At 68.7% G+C, this 24,346-nt stretch carries 25 protein-coding genes; 7 read left to right on the top strand and 18 right to left on the bottom strand.

Features of this window, described 5'->3' with window-relative positions:
- Positions 1 to 92 precede the first annotated feature (92 nt).
- The 5 genes from AC07PA_RS27220 to AC07PA_RS27200 form a co-directional block, all read right to left on the bottom strand.
- Positions 93 to 3,272 (bottom strand): lytic transglycosylase domain-containing protein, encoded by a 3,180-nt coding sequence (locus AC07PA_RS27220; protein WP_494609371.1) that lies wholly within the window; start codon positions 3,270 to 3,272, stop codon positions 93 to 95.
- A 237-nt stretch (positions 3,273 to 3,509) separates the two neighbouring features.
- Positions 3,510 to 4,022, bottom strand: coding sequence for a hypothetical protein (locus AC07PA_RS27215; protein WP_494609372.1), 513 nt, complete (start codon positions 4,020 to 4,022; stop codon positions 3,510 to 3,512).
- 187 nt (positions 4,023 to 4,209) lie between these two features.
- A complete protein-coding gene (locus AC07PA_RS27210) occupies positions 4,210 to 5,832 on the bottom strand; it encodes a calcium-binding protein (protein ID WP_494609373.1) in 1,623 nt (540 codons plus the stop codon).
- A 73-nt stretch (positions 5,833 to 5,905) separates the two neighbouring features.
- Positions 5,906 to 6,700, bottom strand: coding sequence for an SHOCT domain-containing protein (locus AC07PA_RS27205; RefSeq protein ID WP_494609374.1), 795 nt, complete (start codon positions 6,698 to 6,700; stop codon positions 5,906 to 5,908).
- A 117-nt stretch (positions 6,701 to 6,817) separates the two neighbouring features.
- On the bottom strand, positions 6,818 to 7,792 hold the full coding sequence (locus tag AC07PA_RS27200; protein ID WP_494609375.1) for a LysR family transcriptional regulator: 975 nt from the start codon (positions 7,790 to 7,792) through the stop codon (positions 6,818 to 6,820).
- Between the two features lie 282 nt (positions 7,793 to 8,074).
- Between AC07PA_RS27200 and AC07PA_RS27195 the strand changes: the two genes are divergently transcribed.
- The 3 genes from AC07PA_RS27195 to AC07PA_RS27185 are packed head-to-tail and all read left to right on the top strand — an operon-like array spanning position 8,075 to position 10,738.
- A complete protein-coding gene (locus AC07PA_RS27195) occupies positions 8,075 to 9,217 on the top strand; it encodes a M20 aminoacylase family protein (protein ID WP_494609435.1) in 1,143 nt (380 codons plus the stop codon).
- Positions 9,218 to 9,260: 43 nt separating this feature from the next.
- Positions 9,261 to 10,283 (top strand): Bug family tripartite tricarboxylate transporter substrate binding protein, encoded by a 1,023-nt coding sequence (locus AC07PA_RS27190; protein WP_494609376.1) that lies wholly within the window; start codon positions 9,261 to 9,263, stop codon positions 10,281 to 10,283.
- Positions 10,284 to 10,339: 56 nt separating this feature from the next.
- Complete coding sequence (locus AC07PA_RS27185) at positions 10,340 to 10,738, top strand: hypothetical protein (protein WP_494609377.1); 399 nt, start codon at positions 10,340 to 10,342, stop codon at positions 10,736 to 10,738.
- Positions 10,739 to 10,757: 19 nt separating this feature from the next.
- Here the strand turns inward: AC07PA_RS27185 and AC07PA_RS27180 are convergent, their stop codons facing one another.
- From AC07PA_RS27180 to AC07PA_RS27170, 3 genes are read right to left on the bottom strand one after another with little or no spacing between them, the layout of a single operon-like run.
- Positions 10,758 to 11,243, bottom strand: a complete 486-nt coding sequence (locus AC07PA_RS27180) for a hypothetical protein (RefSeq protein WP_494609378.1) — start codon at positions 11,241 to 11,243, stop codon at positions 10,758 to 10,760.
- 18 nt (positions 11,244 to 11,261) lie between these two features.
- A complete protein-coding gene (locus AC07PA_RS27175) occupies positions 11,262 to 11,657 on the bottom strand; it encodes a VOC family protein (RefSeq protein ID WP_494609379.1) in 396 nt (131 codons plus the stop codon).
- Positions 11,658 to 11,670: 13 nt separating this feature from the next.
- Positions 11,671 to 12,399 (bottom strand): class I SAM-dependent methyltransferase, encoded by a 729-nt coding sequence (locus AC07PA_RS27170; protein WP_494609380.1) that lies wholly within the window; start codon positions 12,397 to 12,399, stop codon positions 11,671 to 11,673.
- 223 nt (positions 12,400 to 12,622) lie between these two features.
- Here AC07PA_RS27170 and AC07PA_RS27165 point away from each other — a divergent pair, with 223 nt between their 5' ends.
- The 3 genes from AC07PA_RS27165 to AC07PA_RS27155 all read left to right on the top strand — a co-directional run bounded on the left by AC07PA_RS27165 (position 12,623) and on the right by AC07PA_RS27155 (position 14,761).
- Positions 12,623 to 13,075: a MarR family winged helix-turn-helix transcriptional regulator gene (locus AC07PA_RS27165; protein WP_035203769.1), complete on the top strand. Its 453-nt coding sequence runs from the start codon at positions 12,623 to 12,625 to the stop codon at positions 13,073 to 13,075.
- A 2-nt stretch (positions 13,076 to 13,077) separates the two neighbouring features.
- Entirely contained in the window at positions 13,078 to 14,217 is a 1,140-nt protein-coding gene (locus tag AC07PA_RS27160) for an FUSC family protein (protein WP_494609381.1), read from the top strand.
- 97 nt (positions 14,218 to 14,314) lie between these two features.
- Positions 14,315 to 14,761, top strand: a complete 447-nt coding sequence (locus AC07PA_RS27155) for a hypothetical protein (RefSeq protein WP_494609382.1) — start codon at positions 14,315 to 14,317, stop codon at positions 14,759 to 14,761.
- A 24-nt stretch (positions 14,762 to 14,785) separates the two neighbouring features.
- On the opposite strand, the gene AC07PA_RS27150 is transcribed toward AC07PA_RS27155, so the two are convergent.
- From AC07PA_RS27150 to AC07PA_RS27130, 5 genes are all read right to left on the bottom strand, one after another.
- Positions 14,786 to 15,148: an alpha/beta fold hydrolase gene (locus AC07PA_RS27150; protein WP_494655402.1), complete on the bottom strand. Its 363-nt coding sequence runs from the start codon at positions 15,146 to 15,148 to the stop codon at positions 14,786 to 14,788.
- Positions 15,082 to 15,774 carry an alpha/beta hydrolase gene (locus AC07PA_RS27145; protein ID WP_494609384.1) on the bottom strand — a complete coding sequence of 231 codons (693 nt, stop codon included), beginning with the start codon at positions 15,772 to 15,774 and terminating at the stop codon, positions 15,082 to 15,084. Before AC07PA_RS27145 ends, AC07PA_RS27150 begins: the two co-directional genes overlap by 67 nt.
- A 67-nt stretch (positions 15,775 to 15,841) precedes the next feature.
- On the bottom strand, positions 15,842 to 16,762 hold the full coding sequence (locus tag AC07PA_RS27140; RefSeq protein ID WP_494609385.1) for a LysR family transcriptional regulator: 921 nt from the start codon (positions 16,760 to 16,762) through the stop codon (positions 15,842 to 15,844).
- A 66-nt stretch (positions 16,763 to 16,828) separates the two neighbouring features.
- On the bottom strand, positions 16,829 to 18,007 hold the full coding sequence (locus AC07PA_RS27135) for a monodechloroaminopyrrolnitrin synthase PrnB family protein (protein ID WP_494609386.1): 1,179 nt from the start codon (positions 18,005 to 18,007) through the stop codon (positions 16,829 to 16,831).
- Positions 18,008 to 18,014: 7 nt separating this feature from the next.
- Entirely contained in the window at positions 18,015 to 19,187 is a 1,173-nt protein-coding gene (locus AC07PA_RS27130; RefSeq protein WP_494609387.1) for a pyridoxal phosphate-dependent aminotransferase, read from the bottom strand.
- A 162-nt stretch (positions 19,188 to 19,349) separates the two neighbouring features.
- Here AC07PA_RS27130 and AC07PA_RS27125 point away from each other — a divergent pair, with 162 nt between their 5' ends.
- A complete protein-coding gene (locus tag AC07PA_RS27125; RefSeq protein WP_007855333.1) occupies positions 19,350 to 19,838 on the top strand; it encodes an Lrp/AsnC family transcriptional regulator in 489 nt (162 codons plus the stop codon).
- A gap of 24 nt (positions 19,839 to 19,862) precedes the next feature.
- Here the strand turns inward: AC07PA_RS27125 and AC07PA_RS27120 are convergent, their stop codons facing one another.
- The 5 genes from AC07PA_RS27120 to AC07PA_RS27100 all read right to left on the bottom strand — a co-directional run bounded on the left by AC07PA_RS27120 (position 19,863) and on the right by AC07PA_RS27100 (position 24,243).
- Positions 19,863 to 20,837 (bottom strand): quinone oxidoreductase family protein, encoded by a 975-nt coding sequence (locus tag AC07PA_RS27120; protein ID WP_494609388.1) that lies wholly within the window; start codon positions 20,835 to 20,837, stop codon positions 19,863 to 19,865.
- 138 nt (positions 20,838 to 20,975) lie between these two features.
- Complete coding sequence (locus AC07PA_RS27115) at positions 20,976 to 21,686, bottom strand: hypothetical protein (RefSeq protein WP_494609389.1); 711 nt, start codon at positions 21,684 to 21,686, stop codon at positions 20,976 to 20,978.
- 194 nt (positions 21,687 to 21,880) lie between these two features.
- Complete coding sequence (locus tag AC07PA_RS27110) at positions 21,881 to 22,510, bottom strand: hypothetical protein (protein ID WP_494609390.1); 630 nt, start codon at positions 22,508 to 22,510, stop codon at positions 21,881 to 21,883.
- A gap of 202 nt (positions 22,511 to 22,712) precedes the next feature.
- The gene (locus AC07PA_RS27105) at positions 22,713 to 23,444 is read right to left on the bottom strand and encodes a hypothetical protein (RefSeq protein WP_494609391.1); all 732 of its coding nucleotides are present in this window, start codon (positions 23,442 to 23,444) and stop codon (positions 22,713 to 22,715) included.
- A complete protein-coding gene (locus AC07PA_RS27100; RefSeq protein WP_494609392.1) occupies positions 23,434 to 24,243 on the bottom strand; it encodes a hypothetical protein in 810 nt (269 codons plus the stop codon). Before AC07PA_RS27100 ends, AC07PA_RS27105 begins: the two co-directional genes overlap by 11 nt.
- Positions 24,244 to 24,346: the final 103 nt, after the last annotated feature.

The raw sequence follows: 24,346 nt of genomic DNA, 5'->3' as shown, positions 1-24,346 counted from the left end.
GCCTGGCCCCGCCTTTTGGGGTGACGGAACTGGTTGGCACTGTTTGCGGGGGGTGCCGAAAGCAGCGCTGCCCAAGCTCCACGTTGTTTGTACTATGTTTCGCGTGCGGAGCCGGATTCGCCGGGCTCCTTGTCATCGCTTTTTTTCTTCTTCTTGCGGTTGGGGGGTGCGCCAGCGGGGATTGCCCACTCGGAGTACCCTCCGCTCGCACCTGGGTCCGGATGCAGCACCCGCCAGAAGGGCGAGCCGGGTGTGTGCTGCTCCTTCGGAACCAGGCGCATGACCCCTTTCCGGCCGTCCGCAGTGGACGTGGAAGCATGCTCCCATATCCAGCCGGGCGGTGGCTTGGGCGTGCCCCGGGCCGATACGGTGTGGCCGACGCCCGGGATCATGGACTCCATCATCCGCGCAAATTCCGGGCTGGCATCGAGCGCTTTCTTCAATGCGGCGTTGGCGCGCTGGTAGTGGACCTTGCGATGGTGCCCAAAGTCGTCCAGGTCGAGCTGCATCTCGAAGGCCACCGTGTAGGCGTTGGGCTTCCAGGGCTGCCCGTCAGGCCCCGTCTTGGGCCATTCGGACCGGCGCTTTTCCATCATGTCATCGACAGTGGCTTTCGATGGCAGCGTGCTGACGACCGCCTGCGTGACGCCACCATCTATCACCCCGGTCTGCGCACCGTCCATGGCCGATGGCGGCGGTGCGACTGCGGGTTGTGCCGGACTGGGCGGCCGCGCCTGGCCGCGGGCCTGCGCACGCGCGGAGGCCGGGGCTGCGGCGTCCGCGGCATCCGCAGCCAGCACCCGTTGCGCGCGCGCTGCGCTGCCGGCTGCCACCAGCAGTTGGCCGCCGGGCATGTCCTTGAGGTCGCCTTCAGGCACCCCCGCCGCCTGCAGCCGCGCCCGCTCGGACGGCCCGGCACCTTCCACGGCCAGGCTGCCCTTGTCCAGCCTGCGCATGCGGGGCGCGGATGCAACAGGCACAGTTTGCGCGGCGCTCGCGCCATGCCCCCCTGGGCCCGGCTGCAATGCCAAGGCTTCGCGTGCATGCGCAGCACTGCGCTGCGCCACCAGCAATTCGCCAGCGCCGGCAGGCTGGATGTCCGCCTCTGCCACGCCCGCCTGCAGCAACTGCGTGCGTATGTGCGACGAATCCCCCTGCACGAGCAGGGTCCCACTGTCCAGCGCGTGCACCTGGTGTGCGCTGGAAGAAGGCTCCATGCGCCCCGCCCCGCCCGGGCCGTCCACCCCTGCGGCGTCGCCCGGTGCGGCCTGCGACGCCGCAGGCGCCACCGGGGCTTGCCCGCGCGATGGCACTGCAACCGGTGCTGGCGCATCGGCTATCGCCTGTGCGGGGGCATCCGCGTCCGGATAGGCATGCGTACGGGCGAGCGCATCCTGGGCGCGCTGCTGGCGCACGGCAGACAAGGGCTCCACCGCTTGCCCATTGGCCTGCCCATGCCGCGGGTCCACAGCCGCAGGGGGCCCCGGCCTGTCCGCGGGCACCTGCGGCCTGGCGGGCTGGTCTTCGACCCGGGGAACCCCATTGCCGGCAGGCACATGCGCCGGGCGCCCCCCCGGCTCCTCGGCCCGCGCCGCCATGGCGTGCGGGGTGGCAGGCGAACCTGCCGCGCGCCGGGCGCCCCTGGCCCCGGACAGCACGCCCGACAAAACCCCCACTGCGGCTTCATCGATGAACCCCGCACCCTGGCCTTCGCCGAACGGGTCGCCCTTCGCCCCCCAGTCCTCGGCCACCCGCTGTGCGCCCTGAATGGCGCCCTGCTGCAGGGTTTGGGCCCCCACCGACCTGGCCACCTGCGCGTAGGCCCGGGCCTTGAATGCGTCGGCTGATGGGGCGTCGAGCCCGATCCGGCCCGCCAGCGCATTGATCGCCAGGGAGGTGGCGGCACCGGCCATCGCCCGCTCCAGGTCCACGGGCTGGCCCGTGCGCCGGGCCTGCTCCACCGCGTCGACATACACCGACCCGAAGGTCTGGCTGGCGTCGAAGAGCGTGCTGCCGATGACCTCACCCAGCGCCCTCTTGCCCACGGTGTTGGCGATCACGCCGCCCATGCCCGAAGCCAGCACCGCCGATGCGGCCTGCACGGCCAGGTAGCCGCTATTTTCCATGGCCCACTGCGCCGCATCGTCCGCGCTGCGGATGCCGGTGAAGCCGGGCGCCATGCCGATGTTGTCCACCGTGCGCATGGTGTCCCGGTAACCGGCCAGGCCCCACTCGCGCAGCGCCTCATCGCCTGTCAACTGCCCCACCAGGCCAGCCGCGCCCTGGCCCAGGGCGATCAGCTCGCCGCCCCCTTTGGCCAGGCCGCGCACCACGGCCGGCATGTCTTGTGCAGCGGCACGCACCCGGGCATCGGCCTGCAGCGCACGCATTTCCTTTTCTTCGGCAACCACACGCTCGCGCTCGGTGTTCGGGTTGTAGCCCAGCACAATGCGCTCCCCCGTCACCGCGGGGGCTGCCGTGGGCGTGCGCGCGTTCAGGCGCTGCTCAAGCCGTGCATCGAAGCGCGCGTTGGCACTGGCATCCGCATCGCCATACCCGCGCCCCGCATACTGCGCCTTGCGGTCCACCGGCTTGGGCGCAACGGCGGGCGGGGACACATTGAACTCCGCCAACGCGCGCAGCTTCTCGCGGCTACCGGGATTGATCGCCGCGAGCCGGTCCATCTCCTGCTCCACCGCCAACTCGCGACGTCCCTTGTCGGTATCGAGCCGCATGCCCGAAACCGCCCCCCTTCCACCACCACCGCCGTGCCAGGCACGGGCCGAGGAGATGACCTGCTGCTCGGCTTGCGTGTCCTGCGGCGCAGCAGGTGCAGTTGCAGGCACAGGTGAAGAGCCTTGCCTGCCACCGGCACCGTAGGCGGCCAATGCCTGCTCATAGTTGCCACCAAAACGATCCAGCTGGGCCCGCAACTCCGCAGCGGCGCCATAGATCGACTGCACCGGGTCCAGGGGATTCACCTTGAGCCGCTGCGCCGTCTGCGGTGGCAACCGCATGATGCCCACGGCATCGATATCGCCGTCATTGAGCCACTCGCCCCGCCCGCCCGCCCTCCGGTCCGCCATGGAGCGCAGCAGCCCCGGATCCAGTTGGAACTGCCGGGCTGCCAGGTCGAAGGCCTCTTCCACACGGGTGTTCCGTGCCCGCGCTTCGCTGTTCTGCACCGGCCGCTCCAGCGGCACCCGCGTGACGCCCGAATCCGCCGTGTCCCGTCCGGTGATCGCCGAAAAGGCATACTCTAAAAGGTTCATTGGCGGCCCCGGCAGGAAGTAGTGGATCGGAGCGCCACTGTCCGCCGCGCCCCCGCCGCCGACCAGGGAGGGCATATATGCAATGCGCGGAACAGCCCCCGTCCACGCCGACGAGACTTGCCCTGGCCGCAACGCCCCGGAGATCCCGCGCAGGCGAAAAAAAGCCCGCTCGGAGCGGGCTGGGTCTTGGAAAAGCTCAGGGCCTGCGCAAACGGACGCGTGCGGGAACCACCACTCTCACCACAGCACCCCGATCAGCGCAAATGCCCCACCCAGCACAAACATGGCCTGGAACAGCATGCTGCGCAGCTTTTCGTCCGCGCTTTCGCCGGACCACGACTCCACGCCCGTGAGCTGGATCACAGAGCCCCAGGTGGCGAAGATGGCGCCCAGCGCAGCCAGCACCTTGCCCATGTCGTTCGGGAACTCCAGCTCCACCGGCCGGCCCAGGCCCGAGTACATGATGACCAGCAGCATGAACACGCCCACGATGGCCAGGCCCGCACGCCAGAACTGCGCGCGCGTGCGCAACAGGCGCTCCAGCGACGCCTGGCGCAGGGCCTCCAGCTCGGTGCCGGTGCTCCACCCGCCCGCCTTGTAGCGCGCGAGCTGGTCCGCCGGCTGGATGATGATGGCCAGGTCGTGCGCGGCCGCCATGTCGGCAAAGCGCCTGCGGCTGAACAGAAACGCCCACAACGTCGGGAAGGTACTGAGACGCTTGGGCACCACGGGGGGTACCGGGGACGGCATGGCTAGGTGTCCGCCCTCTTCTCTTGCGCTGGCAGCATTCCATCCCCTGCGCACGGTGAGGGCACTGTGCAACGGTCTATGGAGTGGAAAATGCAAACTTCTGCCATCCCTGGATCATAGGGGCAGGTGGGGCCGCTGCAATCAATCAATGGCCAGCCCGGTCCCGGTGGCGACCCTGCACCGGTGATCAGATGCCCAACGCCAACCCGGTGTTGGCGTACTGCGGCAGGTTGGCGGCCGTGCCCACCAGCTCCAGCTGGGCCACGCCGGCCAGCATCGTGGCCTGGGTGTAGGTCCCGCTCGTGATCAGCCCCTCGAAGGTGGCCACGGTGGCGCTGTCGGCGCTGATCCCGGTGACGGCCTTGAACAGCGTGGCGACGAACTGCGCGTTCGATGCACCGCCGGCCAGTCCCGCCATGTAGCCCGAGTCGATGAGGTAGGAGCTCACGTCGGCCACCGAGAAACCGCTGTCGAACAGGGGCAGCAGGGTCTTGGCGATCAGGTCGCCATCCCTGAGCCCCGCCGGGCCCTTGAGGGTATAGGCCAGCAGGGCGGCCTTGTTCCCATTGGTGCCGGGGTCGAGGTCCAGCACGAAGTACTTGTCCTTCAACTGGACGCGCTCCATGTCATCGTCCAGCACATTGTTCTGCTCCACAGAGATCTTGGCTTCCGCCCAGTGGGCAGGGTACTTGGTGACCGTGACGTTGGCAGAGGCGGTATCGATGAACAGGGTATCGATGCCGTCTCCGCCTTCGGCAGAGTTGCTGCTGCCCAGGCTGGCCACGATCAGGTCATTGCCGCCATTGCCAAGCGCCTGGTTGTTCCCCTTGCCCGGCAGGATGATGTCTGCCGCAGCCGTTCCCTCCTGCGTGTCGCTGGCATCCGTCCCCTTGATCTGCGGGGCGTTGAGCAGCCACAGCTGCGATGCGGGGACGATCCTGTCGCCGAACTGGTAGAACTCGAAGTTCGAGGTCACGTCGGTGCCGTCGGCACCGCCCGCGTTGTGCGCCACCTGGATGGTGTTGGCGGAACGGTCCACGGTCACGGTATAGGCCGAATAGGCATCCGCATACTGCGCAGTGTCGATGCCCGGGCCACCGTTGAGCCTGTCGTTGCCACCGCCACCGCGCACGAAGTCGTTTCCCGCGCCGGCGGTCACCATGTCATTGCCGTTGCCGCCGTAAATCAGGTCCATGCCGTTGCCACCGGCAAGCGTGTCCGCCGCATCCGTTCCATGGACGGCGCCGGCTGCGGGCGAGGTGGCATCGGGGCGCGGCGCAGGTGCCATCAGCACGGGCGGCAGGGCCGCGACCACCGGTGCTGGCGCGGGCGCGGGTGCGGGCGCCGGGGACGTGTTCCAGCCGGACGAGTCGGTATCTTCGTCCACCGTCAGGCTGGTGCTTCGGTGGCCTTGCGCAACCCCCCTGTCCCAGCCCGGATCGATGTAGAACACGCCGTCGTAAGGGGCCTTCCACGGCACTATTGAGTCATACGAAGATGAACCCGAATACCAGTCGTCGGTGAGGTCTCCATGGGCAACCGGCTTGCCGTTCTGGTCATACAGCTTGATCCAGGGCTCGAAGAAGGACGTGCTGTGGATGTGGTAGGTGGCACCCGCCTTGGCCGTGAACTGGTAGATGGACGATTGGGTGAAGTCCGGTTCATATAGGCGCACCGTGGACGTGAGCTCGTACCCCAGGAGAACGCCCAGGTTGTGCGTCTCGGGGACGAACACCATGGTATTGGCCGACGCCCTGGAGGACGCAGAAAGATCACTCAGACCATCCAGACCGAAGTAGTAAGACGCCATGGGGGAGCTCTCCATCCAATCAGACAAAAAAGAAATTCAGGGAAATCGGGGCCGGCCGCACGCTGGGGGCGGCTCACCTCGCCAGCAGCTTCGCCTTGAGGCCCTGGAACTCCTGCTCGGAGATGGTGCCATCGGCCCTGAGCCTGGCGAGCTTTTGCAGCTCATCGGCCACCAGGGCCGGGGTTGCCGCAGCCGGCATGGAAGGTTCAGACGCGAGCGCGGGAACTACCCCGGCCGAAGCCCCCGCCTTGCGGTACTTCATCCCTTCCAGCTCGGCCTTGGCCACCAGGTCGTTCACCGCCTGCGCCCCAACCTCGACCAGGGTGGCGTTGGCGCCCAGGCCCGACAGCTGTATCCGCAAGGGCTGCGTGCGGGCGCGCTCCACGGTGCCCGGGGCGAGGTCGATGAACAGCTCTTCCGCGTAGGAGCAGCCGCTGCGGCACGACACCACGCGGGCGCCGATGCGGCCGAGCTTGAGGTTCTCGCCCGCGTCCGTCTGCGCGGCGGAAAACGCCTTCCAGGAGCTGGCGCGGTAGATCTCGTAATAGTGCAGGTAGAACTCGACCTCGCCCGTGGCCTTGCTCACCAGGGCAGACAGCGTCCAGCGCCGCAGGTCCATCGGGCTCGCCTCCTGGCTGACCGGCGTCGCCTCGATCTTGGCAAAGCGGTAGAAGTCACCGGTGCCCGGCTGCAGGCTGCCGCGCTTCTTGGCCGCCGCGTCCTTGACGCTGCCGCCCAGCGGCGGCGCTGGCACATCGCTGAACACGCCCCGGTTCATGGCCTCCATGTTCTGAGACTGCTGGGCACAGGCCGCAGCGGCGCACAGCGCCATGGCGGCCACAGCCAGGTTTTTTGCAATGGTCTGCATGGTTCTTTTTCTCCCTCTCGTCATTGTTGCGCGTGATCTTAGACAACGCGACAAACACCATGGCGGATGACATCGGCGGCAAAGGGACAATCCAGCGCCTCTTCTGCCGGACCTGCCTCACTCCCCGGCGCCCGCCCCCTTCGCCATCTCCACCGAATAAAACACCCGCCGCAGCTCCGCATCGTCCGACTGCACGCTGGCCTGCACCTGCTCGGCAAAGTGCGCCAGAAAGCGCTGCGCCGCGAGCGAGGGGGTCTCGTTGCTGCGCCGGATGATGCCCACGGTGCGCGGCGCGAACTGCTCGCGCAGCTGCAGCGCCACCATGCTGCCGCGCAGCGAGGCCGTCTCGGCCAGCGGCCAGGGGCAGAAGGTCAGCATGTCGGTCTTCTGCACCAGGGTCAGCATCAGCGAGGCCGACTGCGCCAGGTGGATGTGGTGGCGCGGCACGGCGGCGCCGTGGCAGGTGAACAACTGGTCCATCAGTTCCTTCTCGCCGCCGGGGCCGAAGTTCAGCACCCAGTCCTGGTCGAGCAGTTCGTGGATGGACGTGGCCCCTGCCCGTGCATGCCCGGCGCGCGCCATCACGGTGGCCTCGTAGGTGAACAGCGGCGTGGACTGCAGGCCCAGCATCTCGTCGGGCGCGGCGATGCGGCCGATCATCAGATCCAGGCTGCCCTCGCGCAGCTTGGGGTAGGCCAGGGCCGAGAAGCCGTCATACAGCTCCAGCTGCACATGCGGCATCTCGGCGCGGAAGGGCGGCAGCACGCGCGCCAGCAATGTCTGCGCCACCCAGGGCGTGATGCCGATGGACAGGCGCTGCGGCGCGCCCGCGCCGCGGTGGCACGCCAGGTCCTGCTCGGCCTGGTTCATCTGCTCCAGGATGCGCAGGGCATGCTGCACCAGGTCGCGCCCCGCAGGCGTGAGGCCGATGCCGCCGCTGTGCCGGGTGAACAGGGCGAGCTGGCAGTCCGCCTCCAGCTCGCGCATGCCCTGGGTGACGGCGGCCTGCGTCACCCCCAGGGCGCGCGCCGCCGCGCGGATGCTGCCGTGCGCAGCCACCGCGGCGATGTAGCGCATCTGGTGCAGTTTCATGGCGGCCATTATCAGTGCGCTCCGCCCTTGGCCGCCCGCGCGGCCGGCCCCAACACAAGCCTGTGACCACAGCAAGACAAGCGCTGCCATGCGGTGCAAGGCAGTCCCTGTCTGCCGCTGTGCAGGCGCGGTTTCTAGACTTTGCCCACCTACTGCACACCAGAAACCGCCATGAACCAGGCCATCGAACGAGACAACGCAACACCACCACAGCACCAGTGCGATGACCACGCCCACCGCACCGACCCGGTGCTGCCCGGCATCCGCGCGATCGAGGCGGAGATGGTCGCCCTGCGCCGCCACATCCATGCCCACCCCGAGCTCGCATTCGAGGAATTTGCCACCGGCGACCTGGTGGCCGCGCGCCTGGCCGAATGGGGCTACACCGTGCACCGCGGCCTGGGCGGTACCGGCGTGGTGGGCACCTTGCGCCTGGGCAGCAGCCCGCGCGTGCTGGGCCTGCGCGCCGACATGGACGCCCTGCCCATCCACGAGGAGACCGGCCTGCCCTATGCCAGCACCCACGCGGGCAAGATGCACGCCTGCGGGCACGACGGCCACACCGCCATCCTGCTGGCGGCGGCGCGCCACCTGGCAAAGGAGCGCAGCTTCGACGGCACCTTGCACCTGATCTTTCAGCCCGCCGAAGAAGGCCTGGGTGGCGGCCGCAAGATGATCGAGGACGGCCTGTTCGAGCGGTTCCCCTGCGACGCCATCTTCGCCCTGCACAACATGCCCGGCCACCCGGTGGGCACCTTCGGCTTCATGGGCGGGCCGTTCATGGCCTCGTCCGACTCGGTCACCATCACCGTCAAGGGCCGGGGTGGCCACGGCTCGGCCCCGCACCTGGCGGCCGACCCGGTGGTGGCGGCCGCGCACATCGTGCTGGCGCTGCAGACCATCGTCTCGCGCAACGTGGACCCGCGCGAGATGGCCGTCATCTCGGTGGGCGCCATCCACGGCGGCGATGCGCCCAACGTCATCCCTGGCAGCGTGCTCATGCGCCTGACGGTGCGCGCCTACCGCCCCGAGATCCGCGCCCTGCTGCGCGAGCGCATCACCGCCCTGGTGCAGGCCCAGGCCGCCACGCTGGGCATGCAGGCCGAGGTGGACTACCACTGGCGCTACCCGGCCCTGGTGAACGACATGGCCAGCACCGACTTCGCACGCCAGGTCGCGCTCGACTGGCTGGGCGAGGACGGCATCATGCCCAACCTGCAGCCCCTGACCGGCAGCGAAGACTTCTCCTTCATGCTGGAGCAGTGCCCCGGCAGCTACCTCATCGTGGGCAACGGCGTGGGCGACACGCACGGCAGCGGCGGCTGCATGGTGCACAACCCTGGCTACGACTTCAACGACGCCTGCCTGCCCCTGGCATCGACCTACTGGGTCAAGCTGACCGAGCGCTTCCTGGCACCGGCCTGAGCCCACGCCCTCCCCTTCACACCCCACCCTCACGGCCCCCACCATGCGCATGCCCTTTCCTCGCCTGATCCCCTCATCCGCAACGCGCCGTACCGCGCTGCTGGCCGCCACCATGGCCACGCTCGCGGCCACCGGCACGCCCGCAGCCCTGGCCCAGGGCGCCGCGGCCTGGCCTACCAAGCCGGTCAAGATCGTCATCGGCTACCCACCGGGCGGCTCGGTGGACCAGGCGGCGCGCATCGTCGGCGACGCGCTGGGCCCCAGGCTCGGCGCCACGCTGGTCATGGACAACCAGGGCGGCGCGGCCGGCGCCATCGCCGCGCAGCGCGTGGTCAGTAGCCCGCCGGACGGCTACACCCTGCTGGTGGGCTCCAGCAACGAGATGGCGGCCACCGGCCTGGTGAACCCCGCGCAGAAGTACGACCCGCTCAAGGACCTGGCGCCCATCGGCCTCATCGCCACCGCCCCCGTGCTGCTGGTGGCCGGGCCCAAGACGGGCGTGAAGAACCTGGCCGAGTTCATCGACCTGGTCAAGCGCAACCCCGGCAAGTACAGCTACGGCAGCTCGGGGGTGGGCTCCACGTTGCACTTTGCGGGCGAACTCATCAAGCAGCGCGCCGGCGTCTTCATGACGCACATCCCCTACCGTGGCACGGCTTCGCTCACCAGCGACCTGGCCGGCGGCACGCTGGACTTCGCCATGCTCTCGCCCACCGCCGCCCTGCCCTTCATCCAGGGCGGCCGCGTCGTGCCCCTGGGCATCACCAGCGCCGCGCGCAGCCCGGCCCTGCCCAACGTGCCCGCGCTGGGCGAGCACCCGCTGCTCAAGGGCTACGACCTGGTCGGCTGGTTCGCCATGGCCGCGCCCAAAAACCTGCCACCCGCCCTGGCCCAGCAGCTCAGCCAGGGCCTCAAGGCCACCCTGCAGGACCCGGCCGTGCGCCGCCGCCTCGAAGACGCCGGCATGGTGCTGCCCACCGCCGCCAATGCCGACCTGGCCGCGCTGATGCGCAATGACACGGTGCAGTACGCCAAGCTGGTGGACTTTGCCAAGATGAAGGACTGAACAAGCGGCCGGCCGTGCGATCATGCGCCAGACGCTTTTTTGCAACCATCTGCCGCATGACCACCTCTGCCACTCCCGAACAATGCGCTGCCCTGCGCACCGCCCTGCTCGCACTGCACCGCCACCTGATCGAACTGGAACGGCGCGACTATGAAAAGCTGCACGGCCGCCAGTCGGCCGGCGAGTTCCTGCAGGTCATGGCGTATGCCGAATCCATGCGTTGGCTGGAGCCGCTGAGCCGGCTCATCGTCATGCTCGACGAAGCCATGGAGCCCGGCAATGCCGATGCCGCCGAAGCACCGCCCGTCGTGGCGCGCCGCGTGCGCGAGATGCTCAAGCTCGAGCACTCGGCCGAGGCGGATTTCTCAGGCCACTACCAGAAGCACTTCCACACCTCGCCCGAGCTGGCGATGGCGCATGCGGCGGTGATCAGGGCGCTCGGGGCACCGGACTAAGCACACGCCCCAGGCGGGGCTACTCGGCGTCGGAAACACCCAGTTCTGCCGATCCGCACTGGCTTTGTGCCATGGTGCGAACTGCCTCACCGAAATGCCGAAGCGCCTCGTATTGCGTGGTCAACACCACGGCCAGCCGCGCCTGGCTTTCCGCGCCCCCATCGGGCCACCGTGGATCTACGAGTTGCACACGCACTCCCACCGTACCTCTGCCATCCCTGGGGTAAAACGTCAGCCCCAGGTGAACATCGTCTACCCTGCTGCCATCGGTATGCCAGTTGCCTCCGAGGAGTTCTATCGGCTGCTCCTTCGCAATGGGAAAGGTGCCGGCCAGGCGTCCGCCGAATGCATCCACATCGCGCAGGTTGAAGAAAGCAGCTCCGTGCCCAGCAAAGCCGCTGGAAAACACCTGTGCTGTCAGCTCCGCGGTCCCGTCGTCCTCGTCCACGAAAAGCGACAACCTCAAATAAGTGCTGCGGTCTCTGATTGAGGCGTCAAAGCCCATTGCCCCCTCCGCCCCGGATCAACCGGCTTCATCCGGCTGAACCAGGTTGATCAGATTGCCGCAGGTATCCTCCAGCAGCACCATGGTGATCGGCCCCGCACGCATCGGCTCGCCGCGAAACTGCACGCCGTTGGCCTTGAGCCGCGCGTAGTCGCCCGCCAGGTCCTTGGTGATGAAGGCGGTGGCCGGGATGCCGGCCTCGAACAGTGCACGCTGGTACACAGCAGAGGGCGGAAATGCCATGGGCTCCAGCACCAGCTCCACGCCCTCGGCACCCTCGGGCGAGTTGACGGTGAGCCAGCGGAACGTGCCCATGGCGATGTCCTTGTCCTTCACGAAGCCGAGCTGCTCGGTGTAGAACTTCAGGGCCTTTTCCTGGTCGTCCACCAGGACGCTGGCGAGTTTGATCTGCATGGCGGTCGGCTCCTCAAAACGGTTTGCGCGCTACGGCATTGAGCAGCGTTTCCTCGCGCACCTTGGGCACGCCAAACCCCAGCCATTCCAGCGCACCCAGGTCCTTGCGGCTCCACCACAGGTAAGGCGTGCTGACATGCTCGGGCTTCACCTCGAAGCCGGCCTCGCCCAGCATGGCCAGGAACTCGGGCGCACTGCGCTGCACGTGCATGGGGTGGCGAAACAGCAGCCGGATGACCCAGCTGTGGATGTAGGCGCGGGTGCTTTCGGCCAGCAGCAGGTGGCCTCCCGGCTTGAGCACGCGAAAGATCTCGGCCAGTGCGGCCTGCTGGTCCACGATGTGGTGCAGGGTCTGGTGGCACAGCACCAGGTCGACCGACCCGTCGGGCAACGGAATGTTCTCGGCATGCGCATTGTGCAGCGCGACGGCGGGGCTGACCGCCTGGCGCATCGCTGCGCTGCGCTCGGCAAAGTCCGGCTCGGGATCCAGGGCATGGAGCTGGCTGGGGCGAAAGCGTTCCGCCAGCTCCGGCAGCGAGTGGCCCTGGCCGGTGCCGATGTCCAGCACGGTGCCGCCCTTGGGCAGGTCGGGTGCCAGGGCCTGCAGGTCGTTGAGGGCGCGCTGCAGCACATGCACGCGCCAGGTCTCGGTGGACAGGAACCACAGGCCGAAGCGGGTCTCGGGGACGAAGGCGGGTGACGACGGTGTTGTTGCGGCCGGAGGGGACGAAAGAGAGGGCATGGACGGGTGTTGGCGGAGGACCACCGGTTCGATGTTCTGGTTGGCGGGCCGGATGACCGATGTCGCATCGGGCGGCTTGCTCTTCAGCAGATGATAGGCCAAGAGCAGGCCCTCCCCCAATCCCCCGGCCCGTGGAACGGTAACAGGCACCCGCTGCTCGGCAAACAAGCTGCGCTGCACCACAATCATTTGAATTAAAATGATTGTGATAAAATCAATATCCATGAAAGAAGACCTTCCCGATCCACGCCACCGCATTGGCATCCGCCTGGTGGGCCTGGCACGGCGCTGGCGCCAGGCGCTGGATGCGCGCCTGTCCGCCAGCGGCCTGAGCGACGCCACCTGGGCGCCGCTGATGCACCTGCACGAACTGGGCAGCGACAGCGATGTGTCGCAAAGTGCGCTGGCAGCGGCCGTGGGGCTCGATGGCTCCAGCCTGGTGCGGCTGCTCGACATCCTGGTGGAGCGCGGACTGATCGAGCGCCGCCCTCACCCCGAGGACCGCCGCGTGAAGCTGGTGCACCTGACGCCCGCCGGCCGGCGCACCGTGGCCACCCTGCGCAAGCAGCTGCAGGCCATCGAGTCGGAGCTGCTGGCCGACATTGGCGAGCAGGATGCGCAGACCCTGCTGCGCGCCTTCGAGCGCATCGAGGCGCGCATCGCTTCGCAGGCCTGACCATGCAGACCACCGCCTCCTCCTCTGTGCACAGCTCCCACCTGGCCAGCCTGCCGCGCCTGCTGGCCCCCGCGCGCCTGCGCGAGGCCTGCGCCATCTCCCCCCTGCCCTCGCTGCGCAACGCCGCCGTGGTGGGGCTGCAGACCGGCCTGGCGGTGCTGATCGCTGCCGGGGCCACGCACCTGTCGCCCTGGGCACACCTGGTGGGCTATGCGGCGCTGGGCGCACTGGCGGCACTGCTGGGGCGCTTTGCGCCGGCGGGGCAGCGCATGCCCGCCGTGCTGCGCTCGGGCGCGCTGCTCATCGGGGCAGTGGCGCTGATGTCGCTGCTGGGCCTGGCAGGCGCACAACCCGCCGCCCTGCTGCTCTGCCTGGGCCTGCTGGCCGGCACGGTGTCGTGGCTGGCCGGGCGCTGGTGCCTGGGCCCGCCGGGCGCCGTGATCTTCGTCTTCGCGGGTTGTGCCGCCATGGCACCGGTGGATGGCTGGCAGAGCGCCATTGCCCGCGTGCTCTTCACCCTGGCCGGGGTGGCATCGGCCGTTGCCGTCTGCCGCGCCAGTGACCGGCTGCGCGCCGCACCTGCCACGCCGCCGCCCACGCCCGCCGTGCAGGCCGGCCCGTGGCTGCAATTTGCCCGCATTGCCCTGTGCACCGCCAGCGCCGGCCTGCTGGCCCTGGCCGCCGGCTGGCAGCACCCGGCCTGGGCCGCCATCGGCGCCATGGCCGTGCTGCAAGGCAGCCACCTGCACACCGCCATGCACCGCGCCCTGCAACGCAGCCTGGGCACCGTGGCCGGCGCGGCCCTGGCGTGGCTGGTGCTGGCCCAGCACCCGTCGTTCTGGCCCCTGCTGGCCGCCGTGATCGTGCTGCAGTTGGCCACCGAGGTGGTGATCGGTGCCAACTACGCGCTGGGCCAGGTCTTCGTGACCCCCATGGCGCTGCTCATGACCTCGCTGGCCACGCCTGCGGCAAGCAGCGGGATGCCGCTGGCGCGCGTGCTCGACACCGTGCTCGGCGCCTTGGTGGGCATGGCGTTCGCGGTGGTGTTCTCGACGCTGGAGGACCGGGTGCAGCTGGCGCAGCACCACGAGACGACGGCGCGGGCCGCGCCCCCGCGGGCACCAAGCGGATCGAACTCTTGAGACCAATGTCACGAAGCCTGGCGCTGCCTTGCGGCTGGCCGCACCCAGGCATACCTCGCTCTGCTACACCCTGGTGTTCAACCCCATGGAGTGCAGCATGCAAGCAGATGACTGGCCGAAGTTCCGCCCCGCACTGCTTTTGGCAGCCCTGCTGGCGCTGGGTTGCGCGCAGGCTCCCCTTGCAGCACCCGCGCCGGCACCAAGGATGCCAGCCCTGCTCCGCGCGCTGAACATGGACCTGCAACGCCACATCGACTCCAGCCTGGCGTTTCTGCTGCAAGGGAAAAATGAGGAGGCATTGATGTCCGCGGCAAAAGCTGCGGTGGCAGCCCAACTCAAGCACCCCGGGTCGGCCAGGTTCCAGGAGGTGCATGTCGTGACCACGACCCGAGGGAAATTCGTCTGCGGCCAGGTCCACGCACCCGGGTTGAACACAGGGGCTATCCGGTTCACGCAGTTTGTTGCAGGGGCGGACAGTGCAACCATCGACAGGTCGGAGCAGTCCCCCGCGCATTCGTTCACGGCAACGATGGCCTGCCTGTAGTTGTCAGCACCGCGGCGGCGCGCATCAAGGCCTGGTCTTGCCCGCCGTGACAAACCGCACCACCGCATCCACCACCCCCGGCGCCAGCGGCTGGCCCGGGTTGGCATAGGTCGCCATATTCGCCGCAGGGTCGTCCGTCACCACGGCCTTGAGCACATGGTTGGTGCCGGGCATCAGCACCAGTTGGGCAGCCGGATTGGCCTGGGCCAGCAGGCGCGCGTCCTGCACGCCCACCTGCAGGTCGCGCTCGCCCTGCAGCACCAGCACGGGCATCCTGGTGGCGGCGATGAGCTTGGCCGGGTCCTGCGCGAAGGCGCTGATCAGAAAGCCCTGCACCGCCTCGTTGAACAGCGGGTGCAAGGCGGGGTGCAGGCTGGCAGTGTCCACGCGGCGCCGCCTTCGAGCCTGGTGATGGCGGCCAGCGCCTGATCCAGGATGGGCGCGTTGGCCGGGTTGGCACGCAGCTGGTCGCGCAGCACCTGGCCCAGCGGCCGGCCGGGCGCGGCCACCAGCAGCAGGCCGCAGATGCCCGGCACCTCGCTACCCCCTTGCGCAGCGGCCAGCGCAACCAGGCCGCCCTCGCTGTGGCCCAGCACCCACACGCAGGGCACACCGGTGCTGCGGCGGATGGCGCCCACCCAGCTGTGCACGTCGGTTACATAGTCGGGAATGGTGACGGCATTGGCATCGGCCACGGCCTTGGCACTGCCGAACATGCCGCGCTTGTCGATGCGCACCGAGGCGATGCCCCGGGCCGCCAGGTCCTGCGCCAGCAGCTTGTAGGTGGCGGCATTCACGCCCAGCGGGTTGTTGCCATCGCGATCCGTGGGGCCCGAGCCGGGCACGATCAGCACCACGGGCGCACCGGCCCTGGCAGGCGCCAGCAGTGTGCCCTTGAGCGGCGCCAACGGGCCACGGGCCTCGATGGGCTTCGCGCGCGGATCGGCGGCAGGCTGTGCCACGGCAGCCAGCGATGCGGCCACCGCCACCAGGCCCAGGAAGAATGCTTTCATGCGGCCAAGTATTGCCGATGTGCCCCCCTCCAGCCGTTACAAGTGGTGGCTGCGTGGGTACACCCGCCTACAAGCGCCAGGGCGCGCCCTGCGTAAACTGCCCCACCATCCAGGCCTTGAACGCCGCCATCGCCGCGGTGCTGAACCGCCCCGAGGGCCGCACCAGGTAGATGCCGGCATGCGCATTGAGCCCCCAGGGCGCCAACACCGGCACCAGGTGGCCGGCGGCAATGTCGGGGCTGACCAGCCAGTCGCCCGCGGCCATGATGCCCAGGCCCAGGCGCGCTGCGGCCAGCAGGGCCTCGTTGTCGTTGCTGACGAGGCTGCCCTTGATCTGCACGGCCTCGGTCACGCCGTCGCGCGTCAGGCGCCATTCGGGGTAGGAGCGCAGCCCCGTGAAGCCCAGGCAGTTGTGCGTCGCCAGGTCGGTCGGCACCTGGGGTGTGCCATGGCGCTGCAGGTAGCCGGGCGTCGCGCACAGGATGCGCCGGTGCTCGCACAGCCGCGTGGCCACCAGGCGGCTGTCTTCGAGCTCACCGATGCGGATGGCCGCGTCGAAATGCTCGGCCACGATGTCGACGAAACGCTCGGCGTATTCCACCTCCACCTGCACCTCGGGGTGGGCCAGGGCAAATCCGGCCACCATGGGGCTGAGCCAGCGCCGGCCCATGGCGGCGGGCATGGACAGGCGCAGCCGCCCGCGCACCTCGTGTGCGCCCTGCGCGGCCTCCTTCTGCGCCTCTGCGATCAGCAGCGCGGCGTGGCGCACCTTCTCCACCAGGCGCAGGCCGTCGTCGGTAAAGCGCAGCTGCCGCGTGGTGCGCTCCACCAGGCGCACGCCCAGCCGGGCCTCCAGCGCGGCCAGGCGCTTGGAGAGCACCGAGGGGTGCTTGTTCAGCGCCCGCCCCGCGGCCGCGAACGAGCCCTCGGCATGCAGCGCCAGCAGTGTGGCTAGTTCATCGGCGTGTTGGCTGTCGAGCAGGTCCATGGGGCAATCACAAAGCAGTCACGGGGACTGTACGCCATGCCATGCACCGGGCTGCGCCCTGCCCTGCTACAGCGCGCGCAGCACCGCCAGGTCGGCGTGCCGCGAGTCGATGCCGGGCCGGTCCACGGCCAGGCGCCGGTCGCGCAGCGCCTCCAGCGCCTCCAGCGCCGCCAGCAGCGCCTGCAGCGGGGGGCCGCTGGCGGTGATCTGCGCCAGGTGCTTTTCCTCCATGCGGGTCGAGGGAGCCTCGATGAAACGGCGCACGAACAGCGCGTGGTGCTGGGCCGCCGTCTCTCCGTGCGCCGTGCAGACATCCAGGAACGCCTGCACGTTGGCGCGCAGGCCCGCATGCCCGTGCGCGGCCGGCGCGGCCTCCAAAAAGGCGTCGAGCAGGCTCTGCTGCCGGCAGGCGGCCTGCAGCGCCTGCTGGTCCTCGCGCGGTAAAAACGGCATCTTCTCCAGCACGATGCCGGCATAGCCTGGGTCGGACACGCGGCACAGCCCCAGATACAGGTCGATCTCGTTGATCGCGGCAAAGTCGCCGGCGTTGGCGCCCCGGTAGGCCTGGCGGCCCACGCGGTAGGTCTTGAAATAGGGGCGGATGTTGTAGAAGAAGCGGTCCACGTCCAGCCGCCGGTGCAGCTCGGCGTTGTAACGGCCGACGTCCTGGAGCGCGGCTTGCGCATCGCGCAGCAGGGCCAGCGTGGCGGGGTGGGCCACGCCCAGCGGCGCTATGCGGCGCAGCACGTCGGCAGCGCGGATGTAGGCCAGGATGGGCAGGCAGTTGTACTCGATGAACAGCAGCTCGTCCGGCAGGCGCGTGAAGCTCTTGTGCTCGCCGCCGATGGCCAGGTTGCGCAGGTTGACGTGGGCGGTGGCAAAGCGCGGCGCAACGCCCAGACCGGCTGCCAGGCGCTGCGCCAGCGCGCTCGCCACCGGAAAGGGCGAGCGCTCCTCCCGGTCCGGGTTGGTCAGCTCATGGCGGCGCAGCGCGGCCATATACAGGCCGATGTTGCCCAGCAGGTCGTAGCTGCGCGCCTCGTCCTCGTACAGCCGGGGCTCGGCATGGATGCGGGCGATGTGCCCCGCCCCCTCGTCCCGCAGCGCCGCCTTGGTGCCATCGCCCGTGCCCTCCACGTCGGCCCGGTCCGCCTTGGCAAAGTACAGTTCCTCCAGATCGGTGTTGAAGCCCTTGAAGCGGCTGCGGATCCAGCCGTCGAATGCAGTGACGCTCGCGATGCCCATGGCGTTCCTACCCTTGGCCCTGCAGGAAGCCGCGCATGCGGTCCATCGCGGCCTGGATGCGCGCATACGGCTCGCCGCCAAAGCAGATGCGCACGAAGCCCTCGCCCGCCGGGCCGTAGAACGCCCCGGACTCCACGCTCACCTTGGTCTGCGCAAGCAGCCGGTCGGCGAACGCCTGGCTGCCCAGGCCCGTGCCGCGGATATCGGCAAAGGCGTAGATCGTGCCCTGCGGGCGCGGGCAGCGGATGCCGGCCAGCCCGTCCAGCGTGTCGCAGACCAGGTCGCGGCGGCGCCGGTCTTCCTCGACCATCTGCTCGACCCCGCCCTGGTCGCCGGTCAGCGCCGCCACGCCGCCCGCCTGGATGAAGGTGTTGACGTGGGACACATCGTTCATCGTGACCTTGAGGATCGCCGGGATGAACCGGGGGTCGGCCACCAGGTAGCCCAGCCGCCAGCCGTCCATGGCATAGGCCTTGGTGAAGGCGAACAGGCTGATCGTGCGCTCGGCCATGCCGGGCAGCGATGCGAGGCTGGTGTGCTGCGCACCGTCGTACACGATGCGCTCGTACACCTCGTCCGACAGCACCAGCAGGTCGTGGCGGATGGCCACGTCCGCCAGTGCCTGCAGCTCCTGGCGGGTATGGACCCGGCCCGTGGGGTTGTTGGGATTGACGATGCAGACCATGCGCGTGCGCGGCGTGACCGCGGCCTCGATGCGCGCCGCATCGATGGCAAAGCCCGCCGCGGCATCCAGCGGCACGGCGACCACCACCCCGCCTGCCAGCTCGATCTTGTTGATGACCTGGGGGTAGTACGGCGCGAGCAGGATGACCTCGTCGCCCGGGTCGATGGCCGCCATCACCGTGGCATACGATGCGTGCGTGAGCCCGTTGGTCACGATGACCTGTGCCGGGCTGGCCTCGATGCCGTTGTGCCGGGCCAGGCGGGCGCAGATGGCCTCCCGCAGGTCCAGCTCGCCCGGGAACTCGCCATAGTGCACCCGGCCGGCCTGCAGGGCGTCGATGGCCGCCTGCTTGATGTGCGCGGGCGTGTCGCAGTCGGGGCGGCCCACCTCCAGGTGGATCACGTCGGGGTCGTGCGGGAAGAGCGCAGCGGCCCGCTGGTACATGCCGAAGGACTTCGGCGAGCTGCTGGAGATGCGCGTGGCGGGCCATTTCATGGTGGCGGGTCTTTCCTCGGGTGGGGAGAAATCGATTCTCACGACGCAGGCAGGAAAAGACTTTGCGCAAAACACGCCTGGGCCGGTGCAAAGCGCAAAACCTTTGCAATCGGCGGGCGCTCCAATACCATCTGCTCTCGCTGATCGAAAGAAGAAAGAACCATGGGCCGTCCCGAAGCGCTGACCGAGGTCGAAGTCGTGATCCTTGAACAACTGCAGCGCGACGCGCGGCTGTCCAGTGCCGACCTGGCCGAGCAGCTGCACCTGAGCAACACGCCCGTGTGGCGGCGCATCAAGAAGATGCAGGAGTCCGGCCTCATCGACGGCTACCACGCGCACCTGAACGCGCAAAAGCTCGGCTTCGGCATCGAGAGCTTTCTGTCCATCAGCGTGCACACCCACGACGAGCGCAACATCCAGGAGTTCACGGCCGCCGTGGCGGCCGTGGACGAGATCGTGTCGTGCCACATGGTGTCGGGCAACGGCGACTTCCTCTTGCGGGTGGTGGCAACGGACATGAACGCCTACGCGGACTTCATCAGCCGTGTGGCCGGCAAGCTGCCGGGGGTGCGCGAGATCCAGTCGTCCTTCGTGCTCAAGACGCTCAAGTCCTACGCGGGCCTGCCCATCCGCAAGGCCGCACTCGACTGAGCCCGGCCAGGGGCGTCAACCGCCTCAGGGAACCAGGACGATCGCGCCCTGCGAGCGCCCCTCTTCCAGATCCGCATGCGCCGCCGCCGCCTCGGCCAGCGGATAGCGGCGCCACACCTGCGCGCGGATGATGCCGGCCGCGAGCGCATCGAGCACGTCGCGTGCCCGCTCCTGGTACTCGGCCGCCGTGGCGGTGTGGGCTGCGAGCGAAGGCCGGGTGACGAACAGCGAACCCTTGGCATTGAGCGTGCCCATCTCGATGGGCACGGGCGCACCCGACAGCGCGCCAAACGACACCAGCAGCCCGCGCGGGCGCAGGCTGTCGAGCGAGGCCTCCAGCGAGACGCGGCCGATGGGGTCGTACACCACGTCGGCCCCCAGGCCCTCTGTGGCCTGTTTCACCTGCCCGGCCAGCGTGGCCGGGTCGAACACGAAGACCGCGTGGCAGCCCGCGGCCCGCGCACGCTCCAGGCTCTCGGCCTTGGACACCACGCCGATCACGAAGGCGCCCAGGTGCCGCGCCCACGCCGCCATGATCTGCCCCAACCCGCCCGCCGCGCCGTAGACCACGGTGCGCGTGCCCGGCCCGACCGCGTACGTCGTCTTGAGCAGGTACTGCGCCGTGATGCCCTTGAACAGCACGGCCGCCGCATCGTCGAAGGCCATTGAATCGGGCAGCTTCACCAGCCGGTCGGCCGGGAACAGCCGCGCACTGGCATAGGCCCCCAGCGGCCCCGTGGCATAGGCCACGCGGTCGCCCACGGCCACGTTGCCGACACCGGCGCCGATGGCCGCCACCGTGCCCGCCCCTTCGAGCCCCAGGCCCGAGGGCAAGGCGATGCGCACGGCGCCCTTGCGCTGGCTCACGTCCAATGGGTTCACGCCGATGGCGGCCTGGGTGAGCCAGACCTCGCCCGGGCCGGGGGCCTGGGTTTCGGTGGGGTGAAGGTGCATCACCTCGGGGGCGCCGGTTGCGTGGAGGACGACTTGCTGGAGCATGGTGATTTCCTGATTCGCTAGCTTTGGTGGGGACCAGGCAAGCGTAGGCCTGCACGTTGCGGCCAGCAATCAGGCTTGCTGCAGTTCAGTCGTGCATGGGATGCACAAGTGGGTTGCCCCCTGGCGCGCGCTGATCCGTCAAAAATCGTACTTGGCCCGCGCAGTGAATATGTTGCCGCGCTGCCCGTAGGTCTTGCCGTACAGGTAGGCCGCCTGCCAGCCGAACTCGTGGTCGCCGAACTCGAAGCTGCCGAACAACGCCGGGCCTGCGCGGTGCGACTGCTCGTGGCGCGGGGCCCAGTGGTCCCACTGCCCGAGTTCGCCGAAGCCCTGCGCGCCGAAGTGCAGCGCAGGCCTCCAGCGGTGGCGCACCTGCCACTGGTACTTGAGCTGCGTCGGCTTGTGCGAGAAGCCGCCGTAGCCCTTTTCGAAGAACACATTGAAGTTCAGCTGCGTGCGGCCGATTTCGGTCTGCAACGCCGGGCCGAACTCCAGCGCGTGCCCGTCGCCCACGTACCTGGGGGCCGACACCAGGGTGTGGATCGCCAGGTCGAACGGGTACTCGCCCTGGGTCAGCAGCACGTCGTTCTGCCAGTTCCAGCTCGACAGCGTGGTGGGCGTGTCGGACGCTGTGATCCAGCTGGCAATCACCTCGGTGTACCAACGGGCGTTGACGTTCCAGCCCAGCCTCACCTCGGGCCACTTGGTCAGCGCCGAGCCCCGCGAGGTCACGGTCCAGTAGCGGAAATCAATGGTCATTTCACCGGGATCGCTGTACGCGGTGACCACGTAGTAGCCCGGGTCAGCCAACGCGGCCCCGCTGGCCAGGGCGGCAGGAATGCACAACACGCGGAGTATCGAGCGCAACAACCGGGGCCTTTCCGGGACGACGTCACATGGACAGCGTGCCCATGCGAATGGATGAACAGCCCATTGTGCGGGGCACTGACAGCGCGGTCGAGCGCTGTTACCTGGGTGATGCCCTGGCGTTGCAAATGCGAGAAAGGCGCGGGCGCTCGCTCAGCAGCCCCTTTAATGTGAACTCACCGCCCGTGCACCTGCTCCACATACAACCCCAGCCACGACAACTTCCCTGACACTTCAACCGTGCCACCCGCTGACGGCATGGCGCCCTCCAGGCGCCGGTGCAGGCAGATCCTGAAGGCGGTCGCACCCTGGAGCTCGAATTTCGCAGTGTGGTTGCACCCCCGTCGGGCGTGACGCTGTTCGACGGACGCCACCTGGACCTCCGCGCGGGCAGGCGAGCCAAAAGCCCATCCGAGCAGCGCGGCCCAGCCCCTGGGTGCTGTGGCCACCATGCAGGCACTCAGCACCACCAACGCGGGGTACACAAGCAGCCAACGCTCGGCCCAGCTGCGCGCACGGGGTTCCCGCGCTTGCTCAACCCGCATCGCAATGAACCACATGGCCGCAAACACCCGTAGCAAGCCAAGAAAAAACAGCCACGCCAGCGGGCCGTATGCGACTTCGCCAAACCATATGAATTGCTGCGCCAGGGACAGCCCGAGGACCGTGCCGATCACTGTGTAGGCAACGACCAGCAGCACCGGAACCCGGTATTGGCGCGGGAGCATCCAGCGCCTGGGCGCTTTGGCCGGCGCATCGAAGTTCCATGGCCTGCGATTCTTTTGCGCCGCCTCCCGCGCCTTCATCTAGCGCACCTGGGCCTCGCCAATCGCCAGCAACCGCGCCTCGATGCGGGCGGCTTCCTGTTCGTCCGGATTCACCCTTCGCTCAGGCGCTGCGGGCTCCATTCCAGGCGGTTCTTCCACATCACCCGTACCGGCACCGGATGGCACGCCATGGAGCCCATTGCCAATCGGGCTCTTGGCCGGTTGCACGGCCGTTGTGCGCTCACCTGGCATGGATCTCTCGCACATACAGCCCCAGGCGCGAAACGCGCCCATACACGGCCACCGTGTCCCCGACACCCGGCGCCTTTGCGGCCATGCGCTCCTCCACGCAGATGCGCGCAACCGTTCCACGGAACTCCAGGCGGGCATGTTGACCGCAAGGAACATAGTTTCGCAGCGGCTCGATCGAGAGCACACGGGCGTCCACGCGCGCAGGCGTGCCGGCCATCCAGCCCAGGTACGCAAGCCATCCCCAGGGTGCAGCGGCCACTGCTACCGCGCACAGCAGGGCCAGGAGGGGGTACGCGATCACCGTGCGAAAAAATACGCCAGGGAGTGGGTCTGCCATTTGGGGCACCACCCTTTCGAGCCGGCACAACACCACGACGAAGACCGGTACCAGCACACCCACCATCCACGGCATGGCAGCGCGCAGGGCGGTGTTGCCGAAGAACAGGAATCCCCCACCCATGGCCCATTCGAAATAGAGGCCGCCCAACACGAAGACGAACGCCGCCACGGCAGGCACCGCGAACCTGCAGGGCAGCAGGATCCTGGCGCGTTCCTGTTCCCGCTGCAGTCGGGCCAGCCGCAGGTGCCGTGCCCGCAGCGACTGGATGGCACCCATGCCTTTGCGCACTTCGCCCAACACCCGCGCTTCACGCCGGTTCTGCGCAGCCGCCAGCTCCTCAGGGGTCTGCCTTCGCCTTCGTCCGTTGGGCTCACTTTGCATGCACCGCCCCCACATGCAACCCCCAGCGCGACACCAGCCCGGCCACCACCACGGTATCGCCCGCGCGCGGCAGTACGCCTGTCACAGCGGTGTTCACGCACACCCTACCCGTGCTGCCGCGAAACTCCAGGCGGGCGTACTGGTTGCAACTGCTGGAAATGCGCGGGGCCTCCACCGACACCACGAGCGCCTCCACGCGCGCAGGTTTGCCCACCAGCTCGCCCAGGTACGCGGCCCAGCCCCAGGGTGCGGCGCCCAGCGCTGCAGCACCCAGCAGCGCCGCGAAGGGATACACCACCATCTGGCGCACGAACCAGGTGGGCATCTGCTGCACCCACCAGGGTGCCAGCACCTCCGTGCGGCACAGTGCCCAGTACCACAACGGGGCTGCGGCCAGCACCAGCCAGGGTGTGGCGGCGCGCAGGGTGGCGTGACCGGAGACGAGGAAATGGTCGCCCTGTGCCATCTCGAAGAGGGCACCGCCAAAGACGAAGACGAGCATGGCCACGAAGACCGCGGCCAGGCTGTAGGGCACAAACATGCGCGCGGCAGGCTGCTGCTCGCGCCGCTGCTGGGCCTGCCGCATCCGTGCGCGGCGCTCCTGGTCCTTTTGTTTTTGCACCTGGCCCTGCACGCGCGACTGGGCGCGCTGCTGGGCGGCGGCCAGCTCTTCGCGGCTGCGGCGGCGCTGTGGTGGTGCATCGGTTGCGCGGGCGGTGCTGCCGGGTGTGGCAGTGCTCGTTGCGTAGGCGGCTGGCAGCGCAGGGGCCAGACCTTCGGGGTGGCGATGGTCTCTCATGGTGTAATTTCTTATGGCTCGAAAACTCCCTCGCAGCCATCGTAAGCGCAGCCCTTGAATCGGCAAATTTCGCGTTTGCCATGCAGGTTGTGGGTGCTTTGGG

This window comes from Acidovorax sp. GW821-FHT09B03 (assembly GCF_059418305.1).
The sequence above is the reverse complement of the archived record's forward strand: the minus strand, read 5'-3'. Positions and strand labels throughout refer to the sequence as shown.